At 37.6% G+C, this 19,767-nt stretch carries 20 protein-coding genes; 10 read left to right on the top strand and 10 right to left on the bottom strand.

What is annotated here, in order from left to right:
* Positions 1-18: 18 nt before the first annotated feature.
* Positions 19-2,577 (top strand): T9SS type A sorting domain-containing protein, encoded by a 2,559-nt coding sequence (locus tag A7A78_RS04950; protein ID WP_068761348.1) that lies wholly within the window; start codon positions 19-21, stop codon positions 2,575-2,577.
* An 82-nt stretch (positions 2,578-2,659) separates the two neighbouring features.
* On the opposite strand, the gene A7A78_RS04945 is transcribed toward A7A78_RS04950, so the two are convergent.
* The 3 genes from A7A78_RS04945 to A7A78_RS04935 all read right to left on the bottom strand — a co-directional run bounded on the left by A7A78_RS04945 (position 2,660) and on the right by A7A78_RS04935 (position 5,051).
* Positions 2,660-3,103 (bottom strand): hypothetical protein, encoded by a 444-nt coding sequence (locus tag A7A78_RS04945; protein WP_068761347.1) that lies wholly within the window; start codon positions 3,101-3,103, stop codon positions 2,660-2,662.
* 3 nt (positions 3,104-3,106) lie between these two features.
* The gene (ettA, locus tag A7A78_RS04940) at positions 3,107-4,798 is read right to left on the bottom strand and encodes an energy-dependent translational throttle protein EttA (protein ID WP_068761346.1); all 1,692 of its coding nucleotides are present in this window, start codon (positions 4,796-4,798) and stop codon (positions 3,107-3,109) included.
* Positions 4,799-4,868: 70 nt separating this feature from the next.
* The gene (locus tag A7A78_RS04935) at positions 4,869-5,051 is read right to left on the bottom strand and encodes a CAL67264 family membrane protein (RefSeq protein WP_068761345.1); all 183 of its coding nucleotides are present in this window, start codon (positions 5,049-5,051) and stop codon (positions 4,869-4,871) included.
* Positions 5,052-5,278: 227 nt separating this feature from the next.
* Between A7A78_RS04935 and A7A78_RS04930 the strand changes: the two genes are divergently transcribed.
* Entirely contained in the window at positions 5,279-6,922 is a 1,644-nt protein-coding gene (locus tag A7A78_RS04930) for an acyl-CoA carboxylase subunit beta (RefSeq protein WP_068761344.1), read from the top strand.
* A gap of 114 nt (positions 6,923-7,036) precedes the next feature.
* Here A7A78_RS04930 and A7A78_RS04925 read toward each other — a convergent pair whose 3' ends face one another.
* A complete protein-coding gene (locus A7A78_RS04925) occupies positions 7,037-8,896 on the bottom strand; it encodes a vWA domain-containing protein (protein WP_068761343.1) in 1,860 nt (619 codons plus the stop codon).
* A 221-nt stretch (positions 8,897-9,117) separates the two neighbouring features.
* On the opposite strand from A7A78_RS04925, the gene A7A78_RS04920 reads away from it, so the two are divergent.
* Positions 9,118-9,672, top strand: a complete 555-nt coding sequence (locus A7A78_RS04920) for a DUF2975 domain-containing protein (protein ID WP_068761342.1) — start codon at positions 9,118-9,120, stop codon at positions 9,670-9,672.
* Positions 9,673-9,675: 3 nt separating this feature from the next.
* Positions 9,676-9,879, top strand: a complete 204-nt coding sequence (locus A7A78_RS04915; RefSeq protein WP_068761341.1) for a helix-turn-helix domain-containing protein — start codon at positions 9,676-9,678, stop codon at positions 9,877-9,879.
* 14 nt (positions 9,880-9,893) lie between these two features.
* Here A7A78_RS04915 and A7A78_RS04910 read toward each other — a convergent pair whose 3' ends face one another.
* The 5 genes from A7A78_RS04910 to menA all read right to left on the bottom strand — a co-directional run bounded on the left by A7A78_RS04910 (position 9,894) and on the right by menA (position 14,750).
* Positions 9,894-10,946 carry an AMP-binding protein gene (locus tag A7A78_RS04910; protein WP_242649251.1) on the bottom strand — a complete coding sequence of 351 codons (1,053 nt, stop codon included), beginning with the start codon at positions 10,944-10,946 and terminating at the stop codon, positions 9,894-9,896.
* Between the two features lie 8 nt (positions 10,947-10,954).
* Positions 10,955-11,926 carry a CPBP family intramembrane glutamic endopeptidase gene (locus tag A7A78_RS04905; RefSeq protein ID WP_068761339.1) on the bottom strand — a complete coding sequence of 324 codons (972 nt, stop codon included), beginning with the start codon at positions 11,924-11,926 and terminating at the stop codon, positions 10,955-10,957.
* A gap of 57 nt (positions 11,927-11,983) precedes the next feature.
* Positions 11,984-13,027: an o-succinylbenzoate synthase gene (locus A7A78_RS04900; protein WP_068761360.1), complete on the bottom strand. Its 1,044-nt coding sequence runs from the start codon at positions 13,025-13,027 to the stop codon at positions 11,984-11,986.
* 93 nt (positions 13,028-13,120) lie between these two features.
* On the bottom strand, positions 13,121-13,801 hold the full coding sequence (locus A7A78_RS04895) for a metal-dependent hydrolase (RefSeq protein WP_068761338.1): 681 nt from the start codon (positions 13,799-13,801) through the stop codon (positions 13,121-13,123).
* A 13-nt stretch (positions 13,802-13,814) separates the two neighbouring features.
* Positions 13,815-14,750, bottom strand: a complete 936-nt coding sequence (gene menA / locus A7A78_RS04890; RefSeq protein ID WP_068761337.1) for a 1,4-dihydroxy-2-naphthoate octaprenyltransferase — start codon at positions 14,748-14,750, stop codon at positions 13,815-13,817.
* Positions 14,751-14,869: 119 nt separating this feature from the next.
* Between menA and A7A78_RS04885 the strand changes: the two genes are divergently transcribed.
* A complete protein-coding gene (locus tag A7A78_RS04885; RefSeq protein ID WP_068761336.1) occupies positions 14,870-15,247 on the top strand; it encodes a DoxX family protein in 378 nt (125 codons plus the stop codon).
* A 32-nt stretch (positions 15,248-15,279) separates the two neighbouring features.
* Here A7A78_RS04885 and holA read toward each other — a convergent pair whose 3' ends face one another.
* Positions 15,280-16,284 (bottom strand): DNA polymerase III subunit delta, encoded by a 1,005-nt coding sequence (gene holA / locus A7A78_RS04880; protein WP_068761335.1) that lies wholly within the window; start codon positions 16,282-16,284, stop codon positions 15,280-15,282.
* A 72-nt stretch (positions 16,285-16,356) separates the two neighbouring features.
* Here holA and A7A78_RS04875 point away from each other — a divergent pair, with 72 nt between their 5' ends.
* The 5 genes from A7A78_RS04875 (at position 16,357) to A7A78_RS04855 (ending at position 19,763) form a co-directional block, all read left to right on the top strand.
* Positions 16,357-16,800 (top strand): type I restriction enzyme HsdR N-terminal domain-containing protein, encoded by a 444-nt coding sequence (locus A7A78_RS04875; protein ID WP_068761334.1) that lies wholly within the window; start codon positions 16,357-16,359, stop codon positions 16,798-16,800.
* Positions 16,801-16,838: 38 nt separating this feature from the next.
* On the top strand, positions 16,839-17,831 hold the full coding sequence (locus tag A7A78_RS04870) for a glycosyltransferase family 2 protein (protein ID WP_068761333.1): 993 nt from the start codon (positions 16,839-16,841) through the stop codon (positions 17,829-17,831).
* A 106-nt stretch (positions 17,832-17,937) separates the two neighbouring features.
* Positions 17,938-18,798: an OmpA/MotB family protein gene (locus A7A78_RS04865; protein ID WP_068761332.1), complete on the top strand. Its 861-nt coding sequence runs from the start codon at positions 17,938-17,940 to the stop codon at positions 18,796-18,798.
* Between the two features lie 135 nt (positions 18,799-18,933).
* The gene (locus A7A78_RS04860; protein ID WP_068761331.1) at positions 18,934-19,269 is read left to right on the top strand and encodes a hypothetical protein; all 336 of its coding nucleotides are present in this window, start codon (positions 18,934-18,936) and stop codon (positions 19,267-19,269) included.
* On the top strand, positions 19,266-19,763 hold the full coding sequence (locus tag A7A78_RS04855; RefSeq protein WP_341271717.1) for a nuclear transport factor 2 family protein: 498 nt from the start codon (positions 19,266-19,268) through the stop codon (positions 19,761-19,763). Before A7A78_RS04860 ends, A7A78_RS04855 begins: the two co-directional genes overlap by 4 nt.
* Positions 19,764-19,767: the final 4 nt, after the last annotated feature.

The following is a 19,767-nucleotide window of genomic DNA, read 5'->3' as shown; positions in this document are numbered from 1 at the left end:
TCAAATTTTTAAATATATATGATGAAAAACTACACGCCCAACTTTAAATCTACACTTGCTCTTTTACTTTTTTCTGCATTTTTTGTTTCAAGTTGTAAAAACAGTTCGGAAGAAAATTCCGAAGAAAAAGAAACTGGAAAGATGGAATATCCAGCAGAATGGATGTACAACCAGCGAGCCTATCCAAATAACTACATCAACAAAGAAGCTTATAAAGAAGCTATTGCCCAATCGAAACAAATTCTTGCCAACAGAGCTCCGGAAGCAGCTGGAGAATGGACTTTTATTGGACCATTGAACACTGGTGGACGCGTTACAGATGTTGCGATTGCACCAGATAACGACGACCATCTTTATGTGGCTACGGCAACTGGTGGGATTTTCAGAAGCTACGATGGCGGTACAAACTGGACTTCTATATTTGATGAAGTAACAAAACCATCCATTGGAGATATCGCGATTGCCCCTTCAAATGCACAACGTATTTATGCAGGAACCGGGGAAGCAAACGGAAGCGCAACAGACGGTGCCTATTTTGGCGATGGAATCTACCGAAGTGATGATGCTGGTGATACTTGGACAAACGTTGGTCTGCCCGAAAGCAACCACATCGGCCGAATTGTAGTTGACCCCACAAATCCTGATCGTGTTTTTGCTGCCGCTACTGGGGAATTGTATGGTAAAAATGTGGAAAGAGGAATTTATAGAACTACAAATGGCGGAACAAATTGGGAAAAGGTGTTGTTTGTAACTGATTCAACCGCAGCAATTGATGTTGCAATGAATGTTGCAAATACAAATATTATTTACGCAGCAATGTGGGAACGCACCCGCAAACCTTGGCAACGTGATTATGGCGGAGTAACTTCCACAATTCACCGTTCTATGGATGGGGGAACAACTTGGACTGAACTTGGTGTTTCCAACGGTCTTCCCGCTCCAAATGCGCAAACCGGACGTATTGGAATTGCGGTCTCAGAATCTGACCCATCAACAGTTTATGCACGTTTCACAACAAATGAAATTACCAATGAATTCAATGGTCTTTATAAATCTACAGACAATGGAGATAATTGGACTTTAGTAACCTCAGCGGGAGCATTGAGCGGAATAGACGCCAACTTTGGCTGGTATTTTGGAAATGTTCGCGTAAACCCAACAAATTCCTCGGAAGTTTATATTGTAGGTTTTGACATTGCGAAATCTACCAATAGCGGCTCATCTTGGAATACGCTGAACGGAATGCACGTTGATCACCACGCGTTAGATTTTTCACGAACGAACAGCAGTTTTATGCTCGCCGGAAATGATGGCGGGGCTTATATTTCAAATAACGGCGGAAACAGTTGGACGCATTTTGAAAATCTTCCCATTACCCAATTTTATAATATAGAAGTTGATTATCAGCACCCTGAAAGACTTTATGGTGGAACTCAAGATAACAATACAATACGCACACTTACAGGTAGCGCAAATGATTGGAATTCAATTATTGGGGGTGATGGTTTTCACGTGAATGTAGATCCAATTGATAATAGTTTTGTTTACGCAGAATCGCAATACGGTAACCTTCGTCGCTCAACAAATGGCGGAAGCTCTTTTCAAAATGGAACTAACGGTATAAGTGGAAGCGATCGTGTAAATTGGAATACTCCTGTTATTCTTTCGCCTTTCAATCCAGAAATGATGTTTTACGGAAGTAACAAATTATACACCTCTAGTAGAGCGGTTTCTTGGACCGCAATTAGCCCAGATTTAACAGACGGCCTTCACCCTAGCGGTTCTTTGGCTTTCGGAACACTTACTGCAATCGCTGCATCCTATAATAATCTTGATGTAATTTACACAGGAAGCGACGACGGAAACGTAAATGTAACTTTTGACGGCGGTACAACGTGGACAGACGTTAGCGCTGGCTTGCCAGATCAATATATCACTTCCATCGCGATGGTTCCGAGTGATGATATGATTGCTTATGTTACCGTTTCCGGGTTTAAATATTTAGATTACACTCCGCGTGTATTCAAAACCACTGACGGGGGACAAAATTGGACAGATATTTCATCCAATCTTCCCAACATTCCTGTAAACGATATTATTACGTATCCAGCCGAAAATATACTATTCGTTGCAACAGATTTAAACGTTTGGTATTCCAAAGACGATGGTGCCAATTGGACTATTTTAGGAAATAATCTTCCGTTTACTGTAATTATGGACTTAAAATTCCACGAACCCACTAAAACACTTTATGCGGGAACTTTTGGAAGAGGAATGCACAGTTATGACGTGAGTGATATTTTAAATGTGGGTGAAAATGAATTGGCTTCAGATTCCATCAAAATTTATCCAAATCCTGCGACTTCAGAATTTACTATTTCGCAAAATCTTTCTGCGGAAGGAACGGTTCAACTTTATGATATTTCGGGGAAAAAAATAAAGAATTTATTTAGCGGTAATTTTGGAACAAATAAAAATATCACAGTAAAAACAAATGGAATTGCGGCGGGAATTTATTTAGTAAAAGTGAATAGTGGAAAACAATCTGTTACGAAGAAATTGGTAATCAATAAATAAAATGATTTAGAAATAAAATGATTTAGAAATAAAAAAACCCGATTCAAGAACTGAATCGGGTTTTTAGTTTAAAACTTAATTTTTATTGCTTTTCACAAACCAAACCCCACATTGAAAGGGTGTTTTTGTCAGTATTTATTTTAACAATTTTATCACTAATAATTTGAATACCCTGGTCCTTTCTTGAATCAAAAACTCCATTTGCTACAAAATCCGGATGGGTAAAAGTTAATGTTTTCCAACCGTCAGTTTCAGTAGAAGTATAGTTTCCTTTATAAACCAATTTTACTGGATCATCCTGCCCTACCGGCGCTTCTAGGGTTTTGAAGTTTAACTGAAAGGATCCATTCTTTTTTAAATAAAGCTTTACCTCTGCAACATCATTTCCCAAGCTTTCATAAGCGACATTTGCATCCTTTTCATTTACAACTTCTTTTGAATCCTTTGAAGCATCAATCACATTTTTCTTACTTCCGCAGGAAGAAATGGTTATTACCAATAAAAGTATCAATATATTTTTCCACATAAATTATCGTATCAATTTTTTGTATTTGATTCGTTTTGGCATTAAATCGCCGCCCAAACGTTTCTTTTTATTTTCTTCATAATCACTGAAACCACCTTCAAAATAATAGACTTCACTATTTCCTTCGAAAGAAAGAATATGCGTACAGATTCTATCTAAAAACCAACGGTCGTGACTAATAACCACGGCACAACCTGCGAAATTTTCAAGACCTTCTTCCAAAGCACGAAGTGTGTTTACGTCCAAATCGTTCGTTGGCTCATCCAGCAAAAGCACGTTTCCTTCTTCCTTTAAAGTCATCGCCAAATGCAAACGGTTTCGTTCCCCACCGGAAAGCATCGAAACTTTTTTATTTTGCTCGCTTCCGCTAAAGTTGAATCGGCTCAAATATGCACGGGAATTCACTTGCCTACCGCCCATCATAATCAATTCCTGACTATCGCTAAAGTTTTCCCAAATGGTTTTGTCGGGATTTATATTTGAATGCGCTTGGTCAACATAAGCAATTTTCGCAGTCTCGCCCACTTCAAAAGTACCTTTATCAGGCGTTTCCTCGCCCATAATCATTTTGAAAATAGTGGTTTTACCGGCACCGTTCGGCCCAATAATTCCAACAATTCCCGCTTGCGGAAGTTTAAAGTTTAAATCTTCATAAAGTAATTTATCGCCAAAAGCTTTTGAAACGCCTTTCGCTTCAATAACATTTGTCCCCAAACGTGGCCCGTTCGGGATATATATTTCAAGCTTTTCGTCGAGTTGTTTTTGATCTTGACTTAAAAGTTTATCGTAATTCTGAAGACGCGCTTTCTGTTTTGTCTGTCTTCCTTTTGCTCCTTGACGAACCCACTCAAGCTCTCGCTCCAAAGTTTTTTGACGTTTTCCAGCTGTTTTTTGTTCCTGTGCCAATCGCTTCGATTTTTGATCCAACCAAGACGAGTAATTCCCTTTCCACGGAATACCTTCTCCCCTGTCCAATTCCAAAATCCAACCCGCAACGTTGTCCAAGAAATATCTATCGTGGGTTACGGCAATCACCGTTCCTTTATATTCTGAAAGGTGATGTTCCAGCCAATGAACACTTTCGGCATCCAAGTGGTTTGTTGGTTCATCGAGCAACAATACATCTGGTTCTTTAAGAAGTAATCTGCAAAGCGCAACCCTTCTTTTTTCACCTCCGGAAAGAACGCCAATCAATTTGTCGGGTTCTGGAGTTCGAAGTGCATCCATTGCAATTTCAAGTTTGGTATCAAGTTCCCAAGCGTTTGTAGCGTCTATTTTATCTTGGAGCTTGGCTTGCTTTTCCATCAATTCGTCCATTTTTGCAGGGTTTTCATAAACCTCTGGCAAGCCGAACATATCGTTTATTTTGTTGTATTCATCAAGAATATCAACTACTTCCTGCACGCCTTCCTTTACTACTTCCAAAACTGTTTTGGTTTCGTCCAATTTTGGTTCTTGTTCAAGATAGCCAACTGTATAGCCTGGCGCGAAAACTACATCGCCTTGATAGTTTTTTTCTTCGCCTGCAATTATGCGAAGCAAAGTAGATTTACCACTTCCATTGAGACCAAGAATTCCAATTTTGGCACCGTAAAAGAAGCTTAAATATATATTTTTAAGTACAGGAGTCTGGGCGCTTTGATAGGTTTTGGTCAACCCAGACATAGAGAAAATTACTTTTTTATCGTCGGACATTTTTAAAAAAAGAGTTAATTGTTATTGAGTTATTTAATAAATGTGGAATTCCACCTTTGGAGTTTAAGAGCTAGACTCTCCCTTTTAGCGCATTAAAAACCCACGCAATGGCAAAGAAACCAATGCCTACGGCAGCAAAGCCCCATCCAGCAACATCGTCATAGCGGAAAGCTCCCATCCCAATGAGTACCACCCCGACAACAATCATTATAAATGTGGCCCAGGCAAGTACAGTGTTTTTATTCATTCCCATAATTTATTTTTGTTTTGTTGATTTTTTTCAAGTCGCAAATTTACGAGCAAAAACAAATATCGGTATTATAAAATAGATTTTCGTTAACAAAATGTCATAGTTTTTAAAGGAGTTAGCGAAAAGGAAATTGCAAATAATTTTAATATATCAGCTTTCAACTTTAAACTTTGAACTTTCAACCCAAAACTTTGAAGCATTTTGTATTTTAGCGCAAATATACTTTTTAGATGGATTTAAACTTCAACAAAAACGAAGATCACAATAAACTGCTGGTTTCAGATTTAAGAAATAGACTGGCAAAAATAAAACTAGGCGGCGGGCAAAAACGTATTGACAAACAACATAGCCAAGGCAAACTTACCGCCCGAGAGCGCATAGCTTATTTATTGGATGAAAAAAAACCAAGTATTGAAATCGGCGCCTTTGCGGGCGATGACATGTATGAGGAACAAGGCGGTGCCCCCAGTGGTGGTGTGGTTGTAAAAATTGGTTTTGTGAAAGGAAAACAGTGCATAGTTGTGGCGAATGACGCTACCGTGAAAGCGGGCGCTTGGTTTCCTATTACTGCAAAAAAGAATCTTCGCGCACAGGAAATTTCCATTGAAAACCGTTTGCCTATAATTTATTTGGTAGATAGCGCTGGCGTTTATTTGCCAATGCAGGATGAAATTTTTCCCGATAAGGAACACTTCGGAAGGATTTTTAGGAATAACGCCGTAATGAGCAGTATGGGCATCACCCAGATTGCAGCGGTGATGGGCAGTTGCGTTGCTGGCGGCGCGTATCTTCCAATTATGAGTGACGAAGCTTTGATTGTTGACAAAACTGGAAGTATTTTTCTCGCGGGAAGTTATTTGGTAAAAGCTGCAATTGGCGAAAGTATTGATAACGAGGAATTAGGCGGTGCGACAACACATTGTGAAGTTAGCGGCGTTACCGATTACAAAGCGAAAGACGACAAGGATGCCCTCGACAAAATAAAGAACATTATTTCAAAAATTGGCGATTTTGACAAAGCTGGTTTCAACAGAGAAAAGTCATTGAAGCCAAAGGAAAAACAAGAAGATATCTACGGAATTCTTCCAAAATCAAGAGCTGAACAATACGATATGCGCGAAATTATAAAACGCCTCGTGGACGACAGCGATTTTGAAGAATACAAAGAAGGCTACGGACAAACAATTTTAACGGGTTATGCCAGAATTGAAGGTTGGGCCGTGGGAATTGTTGCCAATCAACGCACTTTGGTAAAAACCACAAAATCAAAAACAAAGCCTAGCGAAATGCAATTTGGCGGCGTGATTTATAGCGATAGCGCTGATAAAGCAACTCGATTTATTGCAAATTGCAACCAAAAGAAAATTCCGTTGGTATTTTTACAGGATGTTACCGGTTTTATGGTTGGCAGCAAAAGCGAGCACGGCGGGATTATAAAGGATGGCGCAAAAATGGTGAATGCGGTTAGCAACAGTGTTGTTCCAAAATTCACGATTGTGATTGGCAACAGTTACGGTGCCGGAAATTATGCAATGTGCGGAAAAGCGTATGATCCAAGATTGATTGTTGCGTGGCCAAGTGCTGAACTTGCTGTTATGAGTGGAAACAGCGCTGCAAAGGTTTTGCTTCAAATTGAAACTGCTTCGCTTAAAAAACAAGGAAAAGAAATATCCGAAGAGGAAGAAACCGAACTTTATAATAAAATAAAAGCCCGATACGATAGACAAATTTCTCCCTATTACGCAGCGTCAAGAATTTGGACAGACGCAGTAATAGATCCTTTGGATACACGAAAATGGATTTCAATGGGTATTGAAGCTGCAAACCACGCTCCTATTGAAAAGCCTTTTAATCTTGGGGTTATTCAGGTTTAATTTGTTGATAGTTGATAGTTGATAGTTGATAGTTGATAGTAAAATAAAAAAGGGCACTCTCGTGCCCTTCTTCTCAAAAAAACCAAACCACCTCAAAAAACATAGTTTGAAAATTTATTTGCTGCTTTTCACCAGTCTGATAAACTCAGCGCGGTAACCGTCTTTGTCGCTCCCTTTTCCTGCTTCGGCGAGCGCAATTACATCTTCTTTCTTTTTGGTATTTATAAATTCAGAATCGCGAAGTTGCATTCCGAAAAGAGCCACCGCTGCTGAAAACTTTAGATCGTCATTTGCATTTTCAATCGATTTATTTTCATCTTTCACAGTTTTTACAATCAGTTTACTCACATCGCCATCCGGTTCTTTGTAGCGGAATTTTACCGTTAGCATTTCATCCGTAAAATTTTGATTGGTTTGTTTTGTGTATTTAAGATTGTCAATATCCTTTAAATATTTGCTTTTTACGCCCACAGGAATTATTTCATATAAAGCGGTAACTGTGTGGCCACTGCCCAATTCGCCTGCGTCTTTGGTGTCGTCTTTAAAATCCTCGTCGTTCAACAAACGATTTTCATAACCAATCAATCTGTAAGCTTGAACTTTTGCAGGATTGAATTCCACTTGAATTTTCACATCTTTTGCGATTGTATAAAGCGTTCCGAAAAATTCTGTACCCAATACTTTTTGTGCTTCCTGCATTGTATCGATATAAGCGTGATTTCCATTGCCTTTGTCTGCGAGAGTTTCCAATTTGCTGTCTTTGTAATTTCCCATTCCGAAGCCAAGACAAGTTAGAAATACTCCGGTTTTGCGCTTTTCTTCAATCAAACTTTCCATAGAACGATCACTTGAAGAACCTACGTTGAAATCGCCATCGGTAGCTAGAATCACACGGTTGTTTCCACCTTTACTGAAATTTTCGGCTGCAATTTTATAAGCCAGTTCAATTCCTGCGCCGCCCGCAGTTGAACCGCCTGCGCTAAGATTGTCAATTGCATCGCGAATTTTCTGCTTTTCTGCACCAGAAGTTGGGGGCAAAACCAAGCCAGCCGCGCCCGCATACACTACAATTGAAACTTTATCCTTTTCCCTCAATCTATCAACTAAAACATTCAACGCTGCTTTTAGTAAAGGCAGTTTGTTGGGATCTTCCATTGAACCGGAAACGTCAAGCAAGAAAACAAGGTTTGATGGCGGCACATTTTCCAAAGAAATATCTTTTCCTTTTAATCCAATTCTGACCAATTTTGCGTCTTGGTTCCAAGGTGAATTTACAACGTCAGCAGTAATTGAAAATGGATCTTTGCCCGTTGGCTGTGGATAATTGTAGGTAAAATAATTCACCATTTCTTCAATTTTTACGGCATCTTCCGGCACTTCCTGTCCATTGTTCAGCATACGACGAAGATTGCTGTAACCCGCTTTGTCAACATCAATTGAGAACGTGGAAAGTGGCGCTGTGCTTACGCTTTTAAATATATTTTCATTTATTCTGCCGTAGGATTCGTTTTCGGAAACACGATTTCCAACAATAGGCGCAGGAGTGTAGGATTGGGTTATATTTTTTTGTTTTCTTTCTTTTTTTGAAGAAGAGTAATTATTATTTCTGCTAATTCCATATCCCATTGCTTTTCGAATGACGTCATTATTTTCGGAATAGCCTGTAACCACAACTTCATCTAAAGAGGCACTAGGTTTTAAACTTACAATTATTTCGCCAGCATTTTTAATCTTTACTTCTTTCGTTTTAAAGCCAACATAAGAATAAGTCAATGTTTGTCCGATTTGTGCATTGATGCTGTAATTTCCATCAAAATCAGTTTGGGTTCCCGTTGCTGTTCCTTTTATAATAATATTTGCACCAGGTAACGGAAGACTTGTTTCATCTGTTACTTTTCCAGAAATAGTAACTGTTTGTGCATGAAGCTGAAAACCCAGCAATGCAACGACTAAAAGTGTGAATAGTGATTTCATAATGTGTGGTTTTAGTGTTAAACTTGAAGTAAAACTACCTCACATATCGAGGCTGAAAAACAACGATTGAGGGAACGGAGCTTTTGGGTGAGGGAAAGTTGAATAGCTTTCTATCAGAGATTTTTCCTTTAAAAATAAATTTATCAAAAAAAATAAAATATTTATTGTTTATCAATAAAATATTATTGATATTTGCCAAATGAATTTAAACTTAATCAATTATGGAAATTAAAATTGGAACCAAACAGATTTTAAAATTTTTGTATATCCTTTCATGGATAATTTTTATCGGCGTTTGTATTGAAGCTGGCGGTTTTATCTTCAACACATTTTATGCAATGGTACTAAATCCCATGGGGGCTGAAAATTATTGGAACGGTCTCGACCTTTCCAGTCTTTACAATTTTGACCAGGGTTACTTCCTTGTTATCACATTTTATATGATAATTGTTGCGGTTTTGAGAGCATTGATATTCTATTTATTCATAAGGCTTTTACACGGCAAAAAACTGGATTTATCCCATCCGTTTACTATAGAATTCAGAAATTTTATTTCTTTGGTAGCTTATATAGCGCTTGGGATTGGCCTCTTTTCCAAAATGGGAATGCAATATTCCGCTTGGCTTTCAACCAAAGGCGTAACAATGCCAGACCTGGAATATCTGAGATTGGGCGGACCAGATGTTTGGTTTTTTATGGGCGTAATCTTATTGGTGATTTCCCAAATTTTCAAGCGTGGAATTGAAATGCAGAACGATAATGAACTAACCATATAAGCCATGCCGATAGTTGTAAATTTAGACGTAATGATGGCCAAGCGGAAAATGTCATTAAATGAACTTTCCGAAAAAGTGGAATTAACGCTGTCCAACCTTTCCATATTGAAAACGGGAAAAGCAAAAGCCATACGGTTCAGTACTTTGGAAGCAATTTGCAAGGTTTTGGAATGCCAGCCGGGGGATATTTTGGAATTTGTGGAATGATTTATTCCCAAATTTCAAAATATCTTTTTCAAGACCTCAGCCCGTTTTATTTTTCTAGTTTCCGTGTAAAAAAATTGCGGAATTGAGTAGATCTTTTTAGGCCTTTCATAAGCTGAGAGCATTTCAAAAACTTCGGAATAATCTTCCAATTGCAACTGCTTTTCACTCTCAATTATCAAAATGACACGTTCGCCCAAAGCATTATCTTTTTCTGAAGCAATAAAGAATGGCTGTTTTAAATGAAGGGAAATTTTTTCTTCAATAACTTCGGGATGCACTTTTACGCCACCGGTGTTTATTACGTTATCTATTCTTCCCAAAAATTTGAAGGAAGTGGGTGAAAGCAGTTCAACAACATCATTTGTCGCAACGGTTTCTTCAGAAATTTCTGGAACATGAATTTGCAGGCAACCATTTTCAGTTTGGGAAAAATTTATCTTCGGAAGCGCAGAAAATACTGCAGATTTCTCGCTACCGTTTAAAGGACGAACCGCAATATGGCTAATAGTTTCCGTCATTCCGTAAGTTGCGAAAACTTGGGTATTTACTTTTTGTAGTTGTTGTTCCAATTCCGAAGGAACAGCTCCGCCTCCAACGATTAGCTTTTTCACTTTGTGCAAATCTCTCAAAGAATGAAAAACCTGATAAGGGACCATCGCCGTAAAGTTGAAATTTTCGTCTCTATTTTCAAGCGGATTTTTTTCGGGGGAGGTTGTATGCAAATCCCATCCTACAATCATTCCCCTAACGAGCATCATTTTTCCGGCTATATATTCCGAAGAAAGACACAGCAATGCTTTTGTATTTTCCCTTAAATCGAAATAAGTAACCGTAGCATTTGCACTGTTGAAAACATGCTTTTTTTGAAGTTTAATTTCTTTGGGAGTTCCAGTGGAACCTGAGGTTTTTACCGTGATAAAATCATTTTCGTCCAACCATTCCAAAATAAATTTTCCAATGGCAACTTCATTATCCTTTCCTTTTTCAATTAAATGTTTTGCGTGAATTTTTAAATTTTCCGCAGAAGGAAATGCTTCGCCGTTTAATTTGAATTTGGGATGCAACAATGGTTTCACTATTCAATAAAAGTTGGATTCGATGTCTTTTCTTCAGTTAAAACAATAGGTTCTTCCACTTTTCCAAAAAGCTTTCCGCTCCAATCGCGCCATTTATAGCGCCATGCCATAATCAATAAGAAAATAGGATAAAGAATTAAAACGGGTGCAATTACATCAAAACCAGCGGAGGGTTCTGAAATATCTTTAAAGACCGAATTTGTTTTGAAAACAGTCCAATCTGCCGTTACTAACAATGCAGTAATCAAATTATTTCCTGCGTGAAAACCAAGGGCAAGTTCCATTCCTTCGTCCATCAGCGTCATAATTCCCAGGAAGAAACCTGTTCCGATGTAATAAACCATAATAATATTCCCGAATTTATCTACCTCTGGATTTGCCAAATGGAGCGCTCCAAAAACCACCGAAGTAATGATCAACGGAAGCCATTTATTTTTTGCCAAAACACCAATGCCCTGCATCAAATAACCCCGAAAAAGATATTCCTCAAAACTGGTTTGCAGCGGAATCATAATGATTGCAATCACTGCGAGAATTAAAAACGGAACTAAATCAAATTGCAACACATAATCCTGTGGATTGTTGTAATAGTCCAATGTGGTAACAACCAAGGTTGTAACTGTAATAAGTCCAAAACCAAAAAACACACGGCCCCAATCGGTTTTTTTACGTGAAGTTGTAAGTTGAACAAAAGTTTGTCTGTGAAGGTATTTCACAACAAGATAAATTGCTAATAAACCTATTGCAAAACTGAGCAACATCAAAAACAGCGTGAGGTTTGAATCCAGAACCGTCATCATCACATTTGGATCCTGAATGGATTCTATATTTCCTCCATTGGACATTACCTTAAACATTACGGCAATTAATAGAGGAATTGAACCAATTTGACTAGCGATAAAAATTATAAGAAAACCAACCAAATAGCGCCACCATTCGTGCAGGGATTTAAAAGCTTGTTTTATGTACATTTTTGTTGATTGTTTGTGGTTTGTGGTTTGTGGTTTGTGGTTTGTGGTTTGTGAAAATTATTTAAAATTAAAATTCCAGACTTTATTCGGGTTGTATTTTAATTCGCCGTTTGAAACTTCCAGCGGACTATCAATATTATTTGTGTAAAGGCTGCCCGTGCCCAAACCTTGCGGCAATTTACTGTTTTTTGTGAAGGTATATTGCGAAATAGCGTTTAAACCAACATTGCTTTCCAAAGCGGAAGTAATCCACCAACCTGCGCTGTATTTATCGGCGAGGTTTATCCAACTATCACTTCCACGGAAACCGCCAATCAATGAGGGTTTTAGGATTATAAATTGTGGTTTTATGGTATCGAGTAATTTACTTTTTTCTTCTTCCGAAAAAATGCCGATCAGTTCTTCATCCAAAGCAATGGGCAGCGGAGTTTCTTCACAAAGCTGCGCCATTTCCTGCCATTGGCCTTGTTTTATGGGTTGTTCAATGGAATGTAATTGCAAATCTGAAAGCACTTTTAGTTTTTCCAAAGCTTCTTTTGGGGAAAATGCACCGTTAGCATCTACGCGTAATTCTACTTCGGAATCTGAAAATTCCTTTCTGATGGATTTTAAAAGTTCCAATTCGGTTTTGAAATCGATAGCACCGATTTTCATTTTGATGCATGTAAAACCTTGTTTCAGTTTTTCTGAAATCTGCTCTTTCATAAAAACCTTATCGCCCATCCAAACCAAACCGTTTATTGGGATTGCAGCTTCGCCCCGCGTAAATTTCGATGGAAATAATTCGAACGGATTTTCTGATAGCAAAGATTTAAAAGCCGTTTCCACTCCAAATTGTATCGAGGGAAATTCCTGTAATGCTTCGTATAAATCTACTTCAGTTACGCCCAATTCTATGTTTTCACAAACACCTGCAAGTTCTTCTTCGTAATCTGGGCGGTCATCAATACTTAAACCGCGAAGTAAGCCACACTCGCCCACTCCGAAACCTTCTTCAGTTTTCAGAATAAGGAAATAGGTGTCTTTTGAATTCATAACGCCACGGGATGTTCCGCTGGGACGTTTGAAGTTTAGAATGTTCTTTTGAAAAGTGGCGATCATCATATTGTTAGTTTAAGAATGAAGCACCAAATCACAAATTCCAAATTCCAAAAAATGTCCTCTTTGAAATTTGTGATTTGTGATTTGTGATTTTTAAAGTTCTATGGATTCCCCAATTTCAAGAAGCATCAAATCCTTATTGGCATCATAAAACTTGCGTTTTGCCTCTTCGTGGTCAATTTCAATATAACCGAAAGTATCGTAATGCACGCCCAAAACCTTATCGCATTGCACGAAATCACTTGCTATTATTGCATCGTCAATTCCCATTGTGAAATTATCGCCTATTGGGAGTATTGCCAAATCCAGTTTTGTATGCATGGGGATGAGTTTCATATCCATCATTAATGCGGTATCGCCGGCAATGTAAATGTTTTTGTGTTCGCCTTCAATTACAAAGCCCCCGGGTTGGCCGCCATAACTGCCATCGGGAAAAGAGCTTGTGTGGATTGCGTGTACATATTTCACTTTGCCAAATTCGAACTTCCAACTTCCACCGTGGTTCATTGGGTGAACCTCGATTCCTTTTGCTTCGTAATGGTTTGCGATTTCATAATTGCTAACTATTATTGCTCCTGTCCTTCTTGCAATAGCTGCGGCATCTAATGTGTGATCTTGGTGTGCGTGGGTTAAAAGGATAAAATCTGCTTTTAAATCGTTTATGTCAATTTTCTCTTTGGAAAGCGGATTTCCAGAAATGAAAGGATCTACCAAAATGTGTTTTCCCTTTATTTCAATGCCAAGACTATTTTGTCCGTAAAAAGTGATTTTCATATTGCAATTTTTATCACATAAATATACTAAACAAGATTGCAAAGAAAAAAGTGCTCAGTGCAACCTTTTTCAATTCGCCATCAAGTAGCATTGGTGATTTGTTTTTAAAAACGGTTTTAATATTTAAGAGGAAAGGAACAAAAGCAATTAGGTAAACAAATTGCCAAGGTTCCCGATAATTTATAACTGTATAAATCACTGCGCAAACCATTCCTAAAAGCAATAGAAATACATGATATTTTTTTGCTTTTTTCGAGCCCAATTTTACAACCAAAGTGTTTTTTCCAGTTGCTGCATCATTTTCAATATCGCGCATATTATTTAAGTTTAGCACTGCTGTGCTAAAACATCCAATCGCCATTGCGGGTAACAATAAAAGCCAATGTAAATTATGGGTGAACAAATAATAACTTCCCAAAACGCTCAACAATCCGAAGAACAGAAACACAAAAACATCTCCCAAACCTGAATATCCGTATGCCTTTTTACCAACTGTATATTTTACCGCTGCGATTATTGAAACAATTGTGAGGTTGAAAAAGACAAACGAAATGATAAAGTTTTCATTCCCGAAAGCCATGAAAATTAAAATTGTAGCCAAAAAGAAAGTAATGATTCCAGTAATAATCATCCCGATTTTCATCTGCTTCGGAGAAATAATTCCAGAAGCTACCATTCGTTTTTCGCCTTCTCTTTTAGCATCGGTTCCACGAACGCCATCGCCGTAATCGTTTGCGAAATTTGATAACACTTGAAAGCCGATCGTAACCAATATTGCGAGCCAGAAAAGACTAGACTGCCAAACGGCTGGACACCCAAAACAACACGTAAAAGATTTCCCAAATAGAGAATCTAAATTTCCAAAAGAAGCTCCAACAATAATCCCCGAAACCGAAAGCGGTAACGTTCGCAATCTCGCTGCGGCAACCCAAGCTTTAATTTTTGTCATTCAATTTTTTTTGAAGCTGTAAAAATACATTTTAAAAAGAGCGGAAACAATTTTTTGGCAGGTGGCATCATCTAGTTTGTTTTCCTATATTCGTTTCTTTTAAATGAAAACCGAGAATTATGAACAACTCTACCAATTACAATCTAGGATTACTTTTGCTTCGCGTGGGTTTCGGCGGAATGATGCTGACCCACGGAATCCCCAAACTTTTAAAGATGCTTTCGGGGGATTTTTCCTTTGGAGATCCCATTGGCATTGGCGAACCCGCTTCATTGGTCCTGGCCGTTTTAAGCGAAGTGCTATTCCCTATTTTAGTTGTTATTGGATTTAAAACGCGACTGTCTTCAATTCCAGTAATTATTACAATGGCTATTGCAGCGTTTATTGTTCACGCCGCTGATCCACTAGGAACCAAAGAAAAAGCAATTCTTTTTTTAATCGGTTTTATTGCAATTGCATTGTTGGGTGCGGGGAAATATTCAGTTGATAAAAAATGAGTTTTCAGTCGCAGTTGCAGTTAGCAGTAATTTCAATTAAAAATTTTTACCAATAATTCCTTTAGCAAATCGCCTTGCGAAAGATTGGCGGCTCCCACACCTTTGCTTTTCATATCCGCTTCACGGATTGCTGCAATAATGGCACTCACCTTTTTCATTGGATAATTTCGGGCTGCGGTTTGATAGTCTTTTACGAAATAAGGATTTACGCCCAACGCTTTTGCAGCATCCCCCTTATTGGAAAGCGCGTGATATTTCAGCAATTTTGAAAAGAAACTATACAACAAAGCTACCGTCATCACCAATGGATTGTTTTTCGGATTCTGCGAAAAATATTGAATAATGGCAAAAGCTTTTTTAATATCCTTTTCGCCTATTGCATTTTGAAGTTCAAAATTGTTGAAATCCTTACTTATACCAATATTCTCTTCAATAATTTGGGGTGTAATTTGTTCACCGGGTTTTAAAATGAGTTGTAATTTCTCTAACTCATTGTTCACTTTACTCAAATCATTCCCAAGAAACTCAACCAGCATTTGCGCAGCTTTTGGTGTAATTGTATAGCCTTTTCCAGCAAGAACACGCTTTATCCAATCGGGAACTTGGTTTTCATACAGTTTCTTACTTTCAAAAAGAACGCCTGTCTTTGCAACCGTTTTGGCTAGCTTTTTTCGTTTATCCAGCGTTTTATATTTGTAGCAAAACACCAAAACTGTTGTGGGCTGCGGATTATCTGCATAACTAACCAAATTTTCTATGGTTCGCGAAAGATCTTGTGCTTCCTTTACAATCACCACCTGCTTTTCCGCCATCATCGGGTAGCGTTTGGCGTTGCTGATAATGTCTTCCACAGTAACGTCGCGGCCGTAAAGCACCATTTGATTAAACCCTTTTTCTTCCTCAGACAAAACGTTTTCTTCAATATATTTTGAAATGCCGTCAATATAATACGGCTCCTCGCCCATCAAAAAATAGATGGGTTTTGTGTTTCCGTTTTTAATATCAGTGATTATGGATTTTACTTTGTCGAGCGGCATTGGACGATTTACGATTTTAGATTGAAGGAACTTAATTTTGAATTTTGAATATTAAATTTTGAATATTTGTAAATGCAAAAACTCAACTTCCCCGAATATTCGTTTCGCTTCAAAAGTAGCGAAAATAAAACGTTGGTTTTTGATGAAATTAGAAAAAAATTCGTCGTACTCACTCCCGAAGAATGGGTTCGTCTGCACGTTGTTCAATTTCTTTTGAAAGAAAAAAAATATCCCAAAAGCCTTATAAACGTTGAAAAACAGCTAAAGCTTAACAATACCGTAAAACGATATGATATCGTGGTTTTTAACAATGATGGCAGTATTTTTTTAATTGTGGAATGCAAAGCGCCCTCAATCGAAATTTCACAAATTACTTTTGATCAGATTGCCCGATATAATTTAGCATTGGAAGCTGAATATTTAATGGTCAGCAATGGTTTGGAACATTATTACTGCCAAATGGATTTTGAAAATGAGCGCTATGTTTTTTTGAAAGAAATTCCAAATTATAAATAAGTCCTGAAAAAACACTTCAAAAATCTATCTTTATACCCGTGAAAGTAGCTGTAGTCATCCTGAATTGGAACGGAAAAGATTTGTTGGAAAAATTTCTTCCCTCAGTAGTGAAATTTTCTCACGAAGCCACTATTTATTTGGCAGATAATGCTTCCACCGATACTTCGGTTTCATACGTTTCAGAATTTTTTCCCAAAGTAAAAATCATCCAAAACAAAGTGAATGGCGGCTATGCAAAAGGCTATAATGATGCTTTAAAAAATCTTTCTGAAGATATTTTCGTTTTGTTGAACAGCGATGTGGAAGTGACCAAAAACTGGCTGCCACCAATAATCTCTGAATTTGAAAAAGACGCTTCCATGGTTGCCGCACAGCCAAAAATACTAGATTATAAAAACAAGGACTATTTTGAATATGCTGGCGCTGCGGGCGGTTTTATTGATAAATATGGTTATCCCTTTTGTCGTGGAAGAATTTTCGATACTGTTGAAAAAGATGAAGGACAATACAATGATGTTTCTGAAATATTTTGGGCATCAGGAGCTTGCCTTTTTGTAAAGGCAGATGCTTTTTGGCAAGCCGGTGCGCTTGATGAAGATTATTTTGCTCATCAAGAAGAAATAGATCTTTGTTGGCGTTTACAGGCTAAAGGTGGAAAAATACTTTACGTTGGTACTTCAAAAGTGTATCACGTGGGTGGCGCAACCTTGGCTTCTCTAAACCCTAAAAAAACTTTCTACAACTTCCGGAATTCACTTTTAAATCTGTTGAAAAATGCAAGCGGAACTAAAGCTTTCACCGCAATTTTCATAAGAATGGTATTGGACGCCATTGCTGCATTTCAGTTTTTGGCACAGGGAAAACCAAAACATTTCTTCGCTGTATTGAAAGCGCACTTCAGTTTTTATGGCTTCATTCCAAAATTTCTTCAAAAGAGGAAAAAATTTGCTTCAAACTTAATTTACTTTTCAATCAAATCTATTGTATTTCAGTATTTTATAAAGAATAAAAAAGTTTTTAACGAACTTTAATTTAATTTACTTAAAGTATTGTTAATCGTTTCTTGACTGAATGGTATTTTAATAATTTTGGTTCAGAATTATTGAAACAGACAATCTAATATAACACTTACAAATTATGAAAAAACTATTGATTCTAGCAATGTGTTCTGGTTTGGTATTTACCTCTTGCGTTTCGAAGAAGAAGTATGCTGAACTTGAAGCAAAACAGAAAAACACACAGGATTTATTGAACACAGCAACCGTTAAACTTAACGACTGTCTTGCAGAAAGAGCAGCTGCATCAGCAAGAGCTAAAGAACTGGAAGAGCGTTTGGCTGATATGAAAAAAACAAACGCAGACCTTATTCAAAGTTCAAAAGAACTTACAATGTTGACATCTAAAGGGGCTACAAACCTTGAAAAATCTTTGGAAAGTTTAAAAGAAAAAGATCTTAAGATTACTCGTTTGCAGGATGCACTTAACAAAAAGGACAGTGTTACCCTTGCACTTGTTACCAGTCTTAAAAGAGAAGTTGGTGTAAATGATCCAGACATTGAAGTAAATGTTGAAAAAGGAGTAGTTTACATTTCACTTTCTGATAAAGTAATTTTCAAAAGCGGTAGCTACCAGATTTCGAACAGAGCTAGCGAAATTTTAGGTAAAGTTGCCAAAGTAATCAACGGAAAACCTGATTTTGAAGCGATGGTTGAAGGGCATACAGATAACGTGCCTTACAGTAATGGTTTGTTGCTTGACAACTGGGATTTGAGTGTGAAAAGAGCCACTGCTATTGTGCGTGAATTGCAAAAACTTGGTGTAGCACCATCGCGTTTGGTTGCTGCCGGTCGTGCAGATTACGTACCGTTGGTGCCTAATACTACTGCTGAAAACAGAGCTACCAACAGACGTACACGTATATTGGTACTTCCAAAAATCGATCAGTTTTATGATATGATTGAAAAGGAAATGAAAAACCTTGAAGCTGGAGGAAAATAATCTCTAAAGCTTTAAAAATAAAAAGAACCCGGTCCAAAAAAGGCCGGGTTTTTTATTGGCAGTATCAAAAGAATCTTTGGATAGGTTTTCGTATCTTAGATTAGAAAACAAAACCAGCTATAATACCTTAAAAATATGGAAGAATTCAAAACCAATTGGAGCCGCGAAGAACTGAAAGCATATATTTTACTATACTGCGCAAATGCCAATTTTATTGAAACCAAAGAAGAAAAGGAATTTATAAAATCTAAAGTAGGCGAAGAAAAATACCGAAAAGTCCACAAAGAATTTGATAAGGATAACGATTACCAACGCATTCAAAAAATTCAATCTACCGTAGAGCGTTTCAATTATTCCAAGCACGAAATAGACCGTCTTTTTATGAATATTAAAAAAATGTTTCTCACCGATGGTTCAATAGATATTCTTGAAGAAAACATTTATCGAGGTCTTCAGCATTTGCTTAAATAAGTCTTTTAAATATTGAAATCATTAGCAAAGACGAATTAAATATAATTGAAAAGTTTTACGACGCATTTACACATTTAGATGCTGAGCGGATGGTGGAATGGTACCATGACGATATTACTTTTGAAGATCCCGCTTTTGGAATTTTACGCGGCGAAGAAGCCAAAAATATGTGGCGAATGCTTTGCCATTCACAAAAAGGAAAAGATTTTAAAGTTATAACCTCAAATATTGAATACACGCCCGAAGCGGGAAAAGCGCGTTGGGAAGCCTATTACACCTTCACAAAAACAGGCAGAAAAGTCCATAATATAATAAATGCTACTTTTAAATTCAAGGATGGCAAAATCATAAACCACGTTGATAAATTCAGCCTGTACCGATGGTCTAAACAAGCAATGGGATTTAAAGGTTTTTTGGTAGGATGGACGGCGTTTTTCAAGAAAAAACTTAACCAACAAACCCGATTTCTACTTTCAGAATTTCAAAAGAAGTAAACTA

This window comes from Aequorivita soesokkakensis (assembly GCF_001641085.1).
Taxonomy (GTDB): Bacteria; Bacteroidota; Bacteroidia; order Flavobacteriales; family Flavobacteriaceae; genus Aequorivita; species Aequorivita soesokkakensis.
This window is presented reverse-complemented; position numbering and strand designations above follow the sequence as displayed.

Coding starts and splice junctions, on each gene's coding strand:
- menA (WP_068761337.1), bottom strand. CDS start 14,750: ATGACAAAAATTAAAGCTTGGGTTGCCGCAGCGAGATTGCGAACGTTA.
- A7A78_RS04905 (WP_068761339.1), bottom strand. CDS start 11,926: ATGTACATAAAACAAGCTTTTAAATCCCTGCACGAATGGTGGCGCTAT.
- A7A78_RS04885 (WP_068761336.1), top strand. CDS start 14,870: ATGAACAACTCTACCAATTACAATCTAGGATTACTTTTGCTTCGCGTG.
- A7A78_RS04920 (WP_068761342.1), top strand. CDS start 9,118: ATGGAAATTAAAATTGGAACCAAACAGATTTTAAAATTTTTGTATATC.
- A7A78_RS04875 (WP_068761334.1), top strand. CDS start 16,357: ATGCAAAAACTCAACTTCCCCGAATATTCGTTTCGCTTCAAAAGTAGC.
- A7A78_RS04925 (WP_068761343.1), bottom strand. CDS start 8,896: ATGAAATCACTATTCACACTTTTAGTCGTTGCATTGCTGGGTTTTCAG.
- A7A78_RS04900 (WP_068761360.1), bottom strand. CDS start 13,027: ATGATCGCCACTTTTCAAAAGAACATTCTAAACTTCAAACGTCCCAGC.
- A7A78_RS04935 (WP_068761345.1), bottom strand. CDS start 5,051: ATGGGAATGAATAAAAACACTGTACTTGCCTGGGCCACATTTATAATG.
- A7A78_RS04865 (WP_068761332.1), top strand. CDS start 17,938: ATGAAAAAACTATTGATTCTAGCAATGTGTTCTGGTTTGGTATTTACC.
- A7A78_RS04860 (WP_068761331.1), top strand. CDS start 18,934: ATGGAAGAATTCAAAACCAATTGGAGCCGCGAAGAACTGAAAGCATAT.
- holA (WP_068761335.1), bottom strand. CDS start 16,284: ATGCCGCTCGACAAAGTAAAATCCATAATCACTGATATTAAAAACGGA.
- A7A78_RS04915 (WP_068761341.1), top strand. CDS start 9,676: ATGCCGATAGTTGTAAATTTAGACGTAATGATGGCCAAGCGGAAAATG.
- ettA (WP_068761346.1), bottom strand. CDS start 4,798: ATGTCCGACGATAAAAAAGTAATTTTCTCTATGTCTGGGTTGACCAAA.
- A7A78_RS04945 (WP_068761347.1), bottom strand. CDS start 3,103: ATGTGGAAAAATATATTGATACTTTTATTGGTAATAACCATTTCTTCC.
- A7A78_RS04895 (WP_068761338.1), bottom strand. CDS start 13,801: ATGAAAATCACTTTTTACGGACAAAATAGTCTTGGCATTGAAATAAAG.
- A7A78_RS04930 (WP_068761344.1), top strand. CDS start 5,279: ATGGATTTAAACTTCAACAAAAACGAAGATCACAATAAACTGCTGGTT.
- A7A78_RS04950 (WP_068761348.1), top strand. CDS start 19: ATGATGAAAAACTACACGCCCAACTTTAAATCTACACTTGCTCTTTTA.